The organism is Caballeronia sp. LZ032 (genome assembly GCF_031451315.1).
Classification (GTDB): Bacteria; Pseudomonadota; Gammaproteobacteria; order Burkholderiales; family Burkholderiaceae; genus Caballeronia.
Genome location: NZ_JARUXP010000004.1, coordinates 322,114 through 333,184 on the forward strand (window position 1 = coordinate 322,114; position 11,071 = coordinate 333,184).

An 11,071-nucleotide genomic window follows, 5' to 3' on the forward strand; every position below is an offset into this window, starting at 1 on the left:
CGGATTGCCGGTCATTTCCTCGCCGATGGCTTTCGGGTCGCCGGTGAGGATGCTCAGCACGCCCTTCGGAATGCCGGCGCGTTCGGCGAGCACGGCCATTGCGAAGGCCGAGAACGGGGTGGCTTCTGCTGGTTTCACCACGATCGGGCAACCGGCTGCGAGCGCGGGGCCGACCTTGCGGGTGATCATTGCTGCCGGAAAGTTCCAGGGAGTGATCGCCGCGCATACGCCGATCGGCTCCTTCGTCACGACAATGCGTTTGTCCGCTGCCGGAGTGGCGAGCGTATCGCCGGCGACGCGCTTGCCTTCTTCCGCGAACCATTCGATGAACGACGCCGCGTAGCCGATTTCGCCCTTGGCCTCGGCGAGCGGCTTGCCTTGTTCGGTGGTGAGGATCAGCGCGAGGTCATCGGCGTTTTCCGTCATCAGGTCGAACCACTTGCGCATCACGGCCGCGCGTTCCTTCGCGGTCTTCTTGCGCCAGGCGGGCCACGCAGCGTTCGCTGCATCGATCGCGCGGCGCGTTTCAGCCGTGCCCATCTTCGGCACGGCGCCGAGCGATTCACCTGTCGCGGGATTCACCACGTCGAAGGTCGCACCGTTGTCGGCCTGCTGCCATTCGCCGTCGATGTAGGCTGCGTGACGCAGCAGGGTCGGGTCTTTCAGTTGGTCTTTCAGGCTCATTTCTGCGAATCCTTTGCGATTGATCGGGAGCGTGGGTCGATCATGCCTTCGATCGTCACACCGTGGCGCCGACCGTTTCCGTCAGCACGTCTTCCAGGATGCCCAGCGCTTCGTCGAACACCTCGTTCTGGATCGTCAGCGGGAACAGGAAACGCACCACGTTCGAATACACGCCACACACCAGCAGCAGCAAGCCACGCTCCAGCGCGCGCGTCTGCACGTGCTTGGCGAAGGCGGCGTCGGCGTCATGCGTGCCGGGCTTGCAGAACTCCACGGCCACCATCGCGCCCGGGCCGCGCACATCGGCAATCTGCGGGACGTCGGCCTTGAGCGCTTCCAGCTTGGCCTTCAGCTTGTCGCCGAGCGCCGCGCCGCGTTCGCACAGCTTTTCTCCGTCGATGATGTCGAGCACCGCGTGCGCCGCCGCCACCGCCAGCGGATTGCCCGCATAGGTGCCGCCGAGACCGCCGGGCGCGGCTGCGTCCATGATCTCCGCCCGGCCGACGACACCCGACAGCGGCATGCCGCCCGCGAGCGACTTCGCGATGGTCATCAGATCCGGCGCGACGCCGTAGTGCTCCATCGCGAAGAGCTTGCCGGTGCGTGCGAAGCCGGTCTGCACTTCATCGGCGATCAGGAGGATGCCGTGCTCGTCGCAAAGGCGGCGCAGCGCGCGCACGAATTCCACCGGCGCCTGATAGAAACCGCCCTCGCCCTGCACGGGTTCGAAGATGATCGCGGCGATGCGCGCGGCTTCGATGTCGGCCTTGAAGAGGTGTTCGATGGCGCGCAGCGAATCTTCCACCGAGACGCCGTGCAGCGGATTGGGGAACGGCGCGTGGAACACGTCCGACGGGAACGGCCCGAAGCCGATCTTGTACGGCGCGACCTTGCCGGTGAGCGCCATGCCCATCAGCGTGCGGCCGTGGAAGCCGCCGGTGAACGCGATCACGCCCGGACGGCCGGTCGCGGCGCGCGCGATCTTCACGGCGTTTTCGACGGCTTCCGCGCCGGTCGTGAAGAACGCGGTCTTCTTCGGATACGCGCCGGGCGCGCGGGCGGCGATCTTCTCGGCGAGCGATACGTACGACTCGTAAGGCACGATCTGGTACGCGGTATGGGTGAAGCAGTCGAGTTGGGCGCGGATCGCCTCGACGATCTTCGGATGACGATGCCCGGTGTTGCAGACGGCGATGCCCGCCGCGAAGTCGATGAAGCGGCGGCCCTCGACGTCCCACAGTTCCGCGTTCTCGGCGCGCGCCGCGTAGAAATCGCACATCACGCCGACGCCGCGCGGGGTTGCGGCGTTTTTGCGGGCTTGCAGGTCTGCGTTCTTGACGGGGGTGCTCACGGGGATCTCCTTGGATGGACGGGGCGTTTCGGCTGCGGCGAGAGGGTCCGGCAGGCCAGATGGCCCACGGGACGATGCGATGACTATAGTAAGATTTGGCCCTCAAGTTCAGAGCCATTTCAATAAATCTATAGGGGCCAATCGGATGTCCAATCGTGCCAGCGTGTTGTCGGACTGGCTGGCCCAGCGGATCGAGCGGGGCAATGGTCAGCCGGTCTACCGGCAACTGCACCAGCTTCTCCAGCAGGCGATCCTCACGCGCGAGCTCGCGGCGGGCGCGAAGGTGCCGTCGTCGCGGCTGCTGGCGGCGGAGCTGGGCATCGGACGCAATACGGTGACGCAGGTCTACGAGCAACTCGCCATTGAAGGCTACGTGTCGTCGGCGACGGGGCGCGGCACCTTCGTCACCGACGGCGCGCCCGACGAAATCCTCTTCGACGACACACCGCCCGCCGCCTTGCCGTCCGCCATCGAGGCTGAGCAACCGGCGCTTTCGGCACGCGGTACGCGGCTGATCGCGGGCGCGGGCGTCTCGAAGCGGCAGGGCGGCGCGTTCATGCCGGGCGTGCCGGACGTGTCGCGGTTCCCGTCGCGTGTGTGGAACCGGCTGCACGCGAAATACTGGCGCCGTCCACAGCCCGATCTGCTGACCTATGCGCCCGGCGGCGGCCACGCCGGTCTGCGCCATGCGCTCGCGGACTATTTGCGCACGTCGCGGTCGGTGCGCTGCACGCCGGAACAGATCGTCGTGACGACTGGCATCCATCAGTCGATCGATCTCGCCACGCGCCTGCTCGCCGACGCCGGCGACACCATCTGGACCGAAGATCCCTGTTATTGGGGCGTGCGCAGCGTGCTGCAGGTGTCCGGGCTGGACCTGAAGGCGATTCCGGTCGATGCGGAAGGCATCGCGCCGACGCCCGCCGATCTCGCCGCGCCGCCGCGTCTGATGCTCGTCACGCCGTCGCACCAATATCCGCTCGGCATGGTGATGAGCCTCGCGCGCCGCCGCATGCTGCTGGAATACGCGCGCCAGCATCGCTGCTGGATCATCGAGGACGATTACGACAGCGAATTCCGCTACGGCAGCCGTCCGCTCGCCTCGTTGCAGGGCATGGACACGGGCGGGCAGGTGATTTACGTCGGCAGCTTCGGCAAGACGCTGTTCCCGGGATTGCGCGTGGGTTACGTGGTGGTGCCGGAAGCGCTCGCGGAGAGTTTCGCGACCGCGAGCGCCGAGTTGTATCGCGAGGGACAGCTCCTGCAGCAGGCCGTGCTGGCCGAGTTCATCGAACAGGGACACTTCACGTCGCATATCCGGCGCATGCGCGTGCTCTATGGCCAGCGCCGCGACGTGATGCTCGCCACCATCGCCGCGCGCTATGGCGAGACGCTTGCCATCGCCGGCGGCGATGCCGGGCTGCATCTGGTGCTCAGGCTGCCGAAGGAAATCGACGATCGCGCCGTTGCCGCGGCGGCGCTGGCCGCGAATATCGTCGTGCGGCCGCTGTCGGGGTATTACGCGCATCGGCCGGAGGCGGAGTCGGGCCTGCTGATCGGCTATGCGTGCGTGCCGGACGAGGACATCGCGCCATCTTTCGCCGTGCTCGCGGACGTGATCGACCGCTTCCTGCGCTGAACGAAAAAAAAGCGCACGACACGTCGTGCGCTTTTCACCGCTTTTAGGTGACTCAGGCAGGCAGCCTGAAACTGCCGATCGCCTCGCGCAGCACATCCGCCTGATCCTTCAGCGAGTGCGCGGCGGCGGCCGCCTGTTCGACCAGCGCGGCGTTCTGCTGCGTGACCTGATCCATCTCGACCACTGCACGGTTCACCTGCTCGATGCCCGCGCTCTGCTCGCGTGATGCGTGGCTGATCTCGTCGAGAATCTCGTTCACGCGGCGCACCGACTGGACGATCTCGCCCATCGTCGCGCCCGCGTTCGACACCAGCGACGCGCCGCGTTCCACCGTCTGCGTCGAGGTTTCGATCAGCGCCTTGATTTCCTTGGCGGCCGTGGCGGAACGCTGCGCGAGACTGCGCACTTCCGCCGCGACGACCGCGAAGCCGCGGCCCTGTTCGCCCGCGCGCGCCGCTTCGACGGCCGCGTTGAGCGCGAGGATATTGGTCTGGAACGCGATGCCGTCGATCACGCCGATGATGTCGCCGATCTGCCGCGAGCTGGCGGTGATGCGCGTCATGGTGTCGATCACGTCGTCGACGACGCCGCTGCCGCGCGTCGCCACGTCCGCTGCCTGCTCGGCGAGGCGCGCGGCCTGCGCGGCGCTTTCGGCGTTGTTCTTCACGTTGGCGGTCATCTCGTCCATGCTCGACGCGGTCTGCACGAGCGCAGCCGCCTGTTCCTCGGTGCGTTGCGAGAGATCCGTGTTGCCCGCCGCGATTTCCGATGCGCCGACATTGATGTTCTCGGTGCCGTTGCGAACGCGCGAGACCGTTTCGACCAGACCGCGCTGCATGATGCCGAGCGCGTGCAGCAGGCTGGTGGTGTCGTCCGGATGCACGTCGACGGCGCTTGTCAGGTCGCCGCGCGCGATGCGGTGCGCCGCGCCGACCGCGAGTTCCAGCTCGCCGCCGAGATTGCGCCGGATGCTGCGCAGGACGATCAGCATCGCGGCCGTCGCGATGCCGCCGAGCACCGCCGTGATCGCGAGCCAGCGCAGCGCGCTTGCCCAGAAGGCGCTTTGCACGTCGTCCATGTACATCCCGGTGACGATGTACCAGTCCCACGGCGCGAAGCGCTGCGAGTAGGACATCTTGCCGACCGGCTTGTCGCTGCCCGGCTTCGGCCACAGGTAGCTGATGAAGCCGCCGCCCGCCTGATCGCCGGCCTTGACGATATCGACGAACAGGCGGTTGCCCGCCGGGTCCGTGTAACCGGACAGGTCCTGTCCGTTCATCGCGGGCTTGATCGGATGCATCACCATTTTCGGATGCGAATCGTTGATCGAGAGATAGCCGTCCGCGCCGTAGCGGATCGCGCCGACCACGTCCAGCGCGCGCTTTTTGGCTTCTTCTTCGGTGAGGGTCTTGTCGGCCGCGAGCGCGGCGTAGTGCGCGGTGATGGCGTGCGCTTCGTTGACGAGGGTCTTCAACTGTTCCTTGCGGTCCTCGATCATCGACGACCGGTTCTGCCACGCCCCGATGATCCCGATCGCAATCAAGCCGATCCACAGCACGGCGATCATCGAGCCGAGCTTCCTGTTCAACGTCATTCTGTTCATGTGCGCCTGCCGCCTCTTGGTATTGTCGGTTGCGACGGCGCATGCCGCCGCATGCCCGCTTTACGGCAGGCGCGGCGGCGTCATGAGGGCGGGGAAAACCCGCGGGTTCCGGGCGCGTTCAGAAGCGGCGGATCGGATCCTTGTCCGGCGGTGCATCGGGATGCTGCGGTTCGTCCGGACGATGTCCCGGCGACGGCGGCGTCAGCGGATCGGCTTCCGGATCGCGGTTCGGGTCCGCGACAGGATCCGGGACGGGATTGGTCTGCAGGTCGATTTTCATGGTGTCCCTCGAAAGACGGTTCGGCGCGCGGACGGCCTCGTCACGCGGATTGGGGTGCGGCCGGCATGTGCAGCGTGAACGGCGCGCCGGGATGCGCGCCGCCTGCGTCCGAGAGGAGGGCGCGGGCGCGGGCCGTGATGGCGTCGCTGGTCGTGTCGCGCGGGTGCTCCGCGAGCACGATGTGCGGCGTGCCGAGCGCGCGGGCCATGGCGACCGGCGACACGGCGGCCGAGGAAGCCGGCGCGGCGTCGTCCGACACCAGCAGGCGCGCATGGGCAATCAGGCGCGGCAGCACGCGCGGCGCGACCGCGCCCGCCAGGAACAGCGCGGCCGTCTGCATCGCGCCCAGCACGCCGCCCGTGCGCACGGGATCGGGCGCATCGCCAACGATGGCGATCTGCCAGCCATCGGCGGCGAGCTGGTCGGCGAGATCGGCGTAACGCTCGGCGGGCCAGGCCGGCGGCGCGCCGTGACTGCCCGGATGCAGCAACACCAGCCGCTCCTGCTCGATGCCATGTAACGCGGCGAGTTCGTCGTATTCGGTGTCGGGCGGAGGGGCTGCACCCTCCGCGCGGGACCTGACATGAGGCGCGCCCGGCGTGTCGGGCAGCAATGCCGGGGTGAATTCGTCGCTCATGATGGAAAGGGGATTGGCTCGCATCCTGGCTCCTGCAAGTGGCGTGGGCCTCGTTGGATCGTCCGCGATGACGCGGTGGCTGGAGCGGGCAAGCACCGTCCATGCCCGGGCCGGCGCGTGCGCATGGCGTGTGCCGATGCTTTCAAACGCACGCCGTGACGTGCACGAAGTGCAACGGCGCGCGTGACAGTCTGGTCGAAGACGGCTCTGACAGATATTGAAGGAGCAGCGGCGGCGCGCGTCAAGGCGGCCGGTGTGGAGCGGGAGTCAGTCGTGGAGCGTAAAAAAGCCGCTGCCTCGTCAAGGCAAGGCGGCGGCTTTTACGGAGACGTTGTACGGCGGAGGCCGGGAATCAGGTTTCGGCGTTGCCGTCGTCGGCGGGCAGGGCTTTCGGCACGAACGCTTCGGCGCGGCGGCGAATGCCTTCGATTTCGCCGGTCACGAAAGTGCGGTTGTCGGCGGCGAGCGCTTCCTGATACGACGTGCCTTCGGGCACGCGATGCAGCAACGCGCGCAATTCGCCCTGGGTCGTCTGCTCGACGGGTTCGTAGTCGTAGAGGCCCAGCGAAAGCTCGGCGCGCTCATGCAGGATGAACAGGCAGGACGCGAACACGGCGACCGCGAGCACTTCCTGCACGCCGAAACGGAATTCGTGGGGCACCGGCGAGAACGGCAGCCAGGCGATGAGCGCCGCACCGGCGAGCGCCACGGCGATGGTGAGATTCAACAGCCACTGCGCGCGGATGACGAGGCGTTCCCGCTCGGTCTTCAGCTGCCCGGCCGACTTCGGCACGAGCGCCAGCAGCGATTGTTGACGGTGGAGTTCCTGGAGCGGGAGAGCGGCCATGTAAGTTGTGGTCGTAACCATCGGTGAGCGCCGGGATCGACGCGACATCGATATTAACGCGCGGCTTACAGGATCGTTGACGGCTCTTTCGTCTTGTTTCTCCTGTTGCTTCCTGTTGCACTTGGACGCCTGAAAGGCGCGCAACGGGTGCGCCGTCAGCGCGTGCGCTCCTTGACCGGGGTACGGATCGTCGCGGTGCCGTCGGCGATCTGCTGCGCGAACACCAGCGCCTCGACTATCGTCCCGAGCACTTCCGCGCGCACTTTTTCGTCGGTCAGGCGCAGCAGATACGACGGGTGATAGGTCGGCACGATGATGCGCCCCTTGTGCTCGATGGTCTTGCCGAGATATTCGGACAGCGCCGTGCGATGCCCGGTGAGCGCCTTCAGCGCGGTGGCGCCCAGCGCGACGACCACTTTCGGCCCGATGCGCGCCAGTTCCTCCTCCAGCCAGAAGCGGCAGGCTTCGCGCTCACGCTGGGCGGGCGCGACGTGCGCGCGCTCGTCGCCGTGCGCTTCCCACTTGAAGTGCTTGACCGCATTGGTCAGATAGAGCGATTCGCGCGCGAGCGACGCCTCGGCGATGGCTTCGTCGAGCAGCTTGCCCGACGGCCCGACGAACGGCTTGCCCTCGCGATCTTCCTGGTCGCCCGGCTGCTCGCCGACCAGCATCACCCGCGCGCCGGCCGGCCCGACGCCCGGCACCGGCTGCGTGGCGTTGCGCCAGAGCGCGCAGCGCCGGCAGGCGTCGAGCGAGGGCGGCGCGTTCAGGATCGTGCCCTTCACCGGCTCCCGGTCCGTATTGAGCGTCACTTCCATGTCAGACGGCACGTTGCGCGGATGGCCGTCGCGCCGCGAGTACGGATCGGCGCGGGCAATCAGCGCGGGATCGGCGCGTTCGTTCGACGGACTTTTCCAGTAGCGCACCGGCATGTGCGAGGCCATTTCGGCGGCATTCGCCTGGGCCGGCGCGAAGGTGCTCTCGTAGTACGCGAGCCAGAGCGCCTCGATGGCGTCGCCGCTGACCGCCTCGCCACTCATGGCGGTGTCGCCGAAGTCCATCGGCTTTTCTTCCGGCTCGCTCGTGCGGTCGACGCGCAGCAGCGCGCCGTCCCAGAAGGCGGCGCCGTGCGGCGTGGCGATCATCCAGGTGGCGCTGCCCATGCGGGTGGCGAAATGCATGGCGGCATGCTCCAGCAGATCGTGCACGGGCTCGAACCAGCTGATGAACTCCGGCGGCCCGAGCGACGAGTCGCGATGCCTGAAGCGCAGCACGCGGCGCATCGTGTTTTCCTCGGCCTCGACCGCTTCGATCATCCGGCGCAGGCGCAGGCCGTCGGCATCCTCCCGGGACGCGATGGCGCGGTCGCCCTGGGTCCAGCGCCACAGCGCCTTGTACAGGAACGGCCAGCGATCCGGCGCGCGATAGCACGCGGCCGTCTCCAGCATGGCCAGGAATTCGCGGGCGATCCTGACCGGCTGCTTCGCGTCCGGGCCCGTGGCGCCGGCCGACGACTGGATCGTGCCGAACACCGTGGCCGATGCGTCCGATTCGCACCAGAGCACCTCCTCGGGACGCAAGCCTTGCGTGAGGAGAGTGCGTGCTTCGGTGCGCCACGCGGCAAACGACGGATCGAGGGTGACGCTTTTCATCGGCGAACGGGATCGGAAAAGTACTGTATATCCATACAGTATTCTAGCGACGACCATTGGCTTAAGGCAACTATCTCGGGACGATCGTGCCCTTTGCCGACTCCGCGCCCGGACAGCCGGGGCCATGGGTACGGTCATTGCTGAAATCGATCTGTCGCGGCGTTCGATTGTTTTTATTCGACGCCTGAAGCGTCGCGCCATCGATCAACCTACGGAGCCGTCATGCTGGCCATCATCATTCCTGCCCACAACGAAGCTGCGCATATCGGCGCCAGCGTGGCGGCGGCATGCCGCGCCGCGACGTGTCATCAACTGTCCGGCGAACCGGTGCGCGTGATCGTCGTGCTCGACAGCTGCACCGACCAGACCGGCGACATTGCGCTGGCGCACGGCGCGCAGGTGGTATCGATCGATGCCCGCAATGTCGGCCGGGCGCGCGCTCACGGCGCGGCGCTCGCGCTCGAGTTGGGCGCGCGCTGGCTGGCCTTCACGGATGCCGACACGACGGTCGCGGAAGACTGGCTCGTGCGGCAGCTCGACTGTCACGCCGATGCCGTCTGCGGCGTGATCGGCGTACACGACTGGTCGCCGCATATTCACGCCGTGCGGGAGCACTTTGGGCGCACCTACATGGATGCGGATGGGCATCGGCATATCCATGGCGCGAATCTGGGCGTATCAGCGCAGGCTTATCTGCGCGCGGGCGGTTTTCCGCCGCTGGAATCGAGCGAGGACGTGGCGCTGGTGGAAGCGCTGATGGCAAGCGGCGCGAAGATTGAATGGAGCGCGATGCCTCGCGTGGTGACGAGCGCGAGAACGGACTTCCGTGCGCAAAAAGGCTTTGGCGCGACCTTGCTCGAGGTCAGCAAGCGCTATCTGCCGGCGGTGTCCGATGCCGGCGATTCAAACGATGCCGCGGCGATTGCGGCCTGAGGAACCCGCTGGGCCGGATCTTCAGGTTTCCATCGGTGCCTTGCTTCACGGCTGCCCCTCATGACCGTACCGGTGAGGAACGCCGTGAGCACGCTGACGAGGAGCGTGACCGCCACCGCGATGGCAACGCCGTCATGCTCTTTTTCGGCCAGCTTTAGACGAGCCCGAACTCGATCAGCACGAGAATGCCTGCGATGAATTGCGCGCGGGCGTCCTTGCGGATAGAGCCGCGCGCGTTCATGGATTCCATGTGCCGCGTGTGCTGACCGTTGATCTGAAACTCCTCGACGATCATTCGACCTGCGCCCGGCATGATCCGGTCGTACTGCGCAAGATAGTCAGGCGACGGCATGGGTCCGCGGAACGAATGCGCCTGGACCGCGACCATGACCGAGGCCGGACTCAATGCTTGGCCTGACGACTGATCCAGTCCAGACACGGGTTCAGCCCTTTCGCTCCGAGCCGCATGCGCGACGTAACGAATGCGCGTCTCCTCAGCGGTTCCGCTGACGCTGTCCATAGCCGTTCAAGGTCCTGTCGAAGTCCGACATGGTTCTCTGCCACGCGTCGTCCATCATCTCGGCAGGCGATTTGCGCGGACGATTCGCCAGGTAATCGGTACGCGGATAAATGGAAAAAACGGAGGCGAACGCGTTGGCCACGCGCCGCATTTCGCGCCGGATTGTCATGTGGTGCTCTCTTCCCCGAAGGGGTGCGCCGCGCCGCCGGAATGCCGCGCGATTGAAATTGATCCTACCATTTGATAAACGGTCCGAATCAATTCAGCTCAATGGCCAAGCGCTTTTCAGACAACCCGACAGAGGGTGCGTACACGCCGGCGCTGAACCGCTTCAGACGGCTCCGAGATCGCCGGGCACATCGATGTCGCGCAGCACGTTCGGGTCGCCGGCATCCACGATGAAAGGCTCATGCAGGGCGAAGAGTCCACGCGCGCCGGCGTCGCCGTCGAGCGCCATGAGCGCGTCCCGATGCGTCAGACCGAAGCCCACCGGATGACCGCGCTGGCCGCAATAGCCGGGCGCGACCAGCGGCTTGCCGCCGTCGAGTGCGCGGGCGACGGCTTCATACGTCGCGGCTTCGATCCACGGCATGTCGCCCAGCGCGACGAGCCAGCCATCGGCTTCCGAGGTGGCGCGCACGGCCGCGGCGAGCGTGGCGCCCATGCCGCGTTCGGCGTCGATGCTGAAGATGACGCCGCAGCCTGCTTCGTTCAGCACATCGGCCAGTTTCTCCGCGCCGGGCCGCACGACGGCGATGACTTCCGACGCCACCGCCAGTAGTCGCCGCGCCGACTGGAACACGACCGGCGTGCCGTCGGGCAGCGGGGCGAGCAGCTTGTTGTGAATGCCGGAGGGATCGAAGCGGGTGCCCAGGCCCGCGGCCAGCAGGACGCCGGTCGCGCTCGACGAATAGGTCATCGCGGC

12 protein-coding genes are annotated in these 11,071 nt (G+C 66.9%); 2 read left to right on the top strand and 10 right to left on the bottom strand.

What is annotated here, in order from left to right:
- Window positions 1-684 (bottom strand): aldehyde dehydrogenase family protein (locus QCE69_RS29220; protein ID WP_309934447.1); only part of this gene is annotated, 684 nt, incomplete at its 3' end.
- 55 nt (window positions 685-739) lie between these two features.
- Window positions 740-2,035 carry a 4-aminobutyrate--2-oxoglutarate transaminase gene (gene gabT / locus QCE69_RS29225; protein WP_309934448.1) on the bottom strand — a complete coding sequence of 432 codons (1,296 nt, stop codon included), beginning with the start codon at window positions 2,033-2,035 and terminating at the stop codon, window positions 740-742.
- 145 nt (window positions 2,036-2,180) lie between these two features.
- Between gabT and QCE69_RS29230 the strand changes: the two genes are divergently transcribed.
- The gene (locus tag QCE69_RS29230; RefSeq protein ID WP_309934449.1) at window positions 2,181-3,674 is read left to right on the top strand and encodes a PLP-dependent aminotransferase family protein; all 1,494 of its coding nucleotides are present in this window, start codon (window positions 2,181-2,183) and stop codon (window positions 3,672-3,674) included.
- A 52-nt stretch (window positions 3,675-3,726) separates the two neighbouring features.
- On the opposite strand, the gene QCE69_RS29235 is transcribed toward QCE69_RS29230, so the two are convergent.
- From QCE69_RS29235 to QCE69_RS29255, 5 genes are all read right to left on the bottom strand, one after another.
- The gene (locus tag QCE69_RS29235) at window positions 3,727-5,268 is read right to left on the bottom strand and encodes a methyl-accepting chemotaxis protein (RefSeq protein WP_309927486.1); all 1,542 of its coding nucleotides are present in this window, start codon (window positions 5,266-5,268) and stop codon (window positions 3,727-3,729) included.
- 127 nt (window positions 5,269-5,395) lie between these two features.
- Complete coding sequence (locus QCE69_RS29240; protein WP_309819430.1) at window positions 5,396-5,557, bottom strand: hypothetical protein; 162 nt, start codon at window positions 5,555-5,557, stop codon at window positions 5,396-5,398.
- Between the two features lie 40 nt (window positions 5,558-5,597).
- Window positions 5,598-6,218, bottom strand: coding sequence for a glycosyltransferase family 9 protein (locus QCE69_RS29245; RefSeq protein ID WP_309925742.1), 621 nt, complete (start codon window positions 6,216-6,218; stop codon window positions 5,598-5,600).
- Between the two features lie 328 nt (window positions 6,219-6,546).
- Window positions 6,547-7,062 carry a hypothetical protein gene (locus tag QCE69_RS29250; RefSeq protein WP_309925744.1) on the bottom strand — a complete coding sequence of 172 codons (516 nt, stop codon included), beginning with the start codon at window positions 7,060-7,062 and terminating at the stop codon, window positions 6,547-6,549.
- Window positions 7,063-7,196: 134 nt separating this feature from the next.
- A complete protein-coding gene (locus QCE69_RS29255; protein ID WP_309934451.1) occupies window positions 7,197-8,693 on the bottom strand; it encodes a UdgX family uracil-DNA binding protein in 1,497 nt (498 codons plus the stop codon).
- 222 nt (window positions 8,694-8,915) lie between these two features.
- On the opposite strand from QCE69_RS29255, the gene QCE69_RS29260 reads away from it, so the two are divergent.
- Window positions 8,916-9,626, top strand: coding sequence for a glycosyltransferase (locus QCE69_RS29260; protein WP_309934452.1), 711 nt, complete (start codon window positions 8,916-8,918; stop codon window positions 9,624-9,626).
- Window positions 9,627-9,780: 154 nt separating this feature from the next.
- Here the strand turns inward: QCE69_RS29260 and QCE69_RS29265 are convergent, their stop codons facing one another.
- The 3 genes from QCE69_RS29265 to QCE69_RS29275 form a co-directional block, all read right to left on the bottom strand.
- Window positions 9,781-10,065 carry a DUF2335 domain-containing protein gene (locus tag QCE69_RS29265; protein WP_309934453.1) on the bottom strand — a complete coding sequence of 95 codons (285 nt, stop codon included), beginning with the start codon at window positions 10,063-10,065 and terminating at the stop codon, window positions 9,781-9,783.
- 55 nt (window positions 10,066-10,120) lie between these two features.
- Entirely contained in the window at window positions 10,121-10,315 is a 195-nt protein-coding gene (locus tag QCE69_RS29270; RefSeq protein WP_309909813.1) for a hypothetical protein, read from the bottom strand.
- 162 nt (window positions 10,316-10,477) lie between these two features.
- The gene (locus QCE69_RS29275) at window positions 10,478-11,065 is read right to left on the bottom strand and encodes a nucleotidyltransferase family protein (protein ID WP_309934454.1); all 588 of its coding nucleotides are present in this window, start codon (window positions 11,063-11,065) and stop codon (window positions 10,478-10,480) included.
- Window positions 11,066-11,071: the final 6 nt, after the last annotated feature.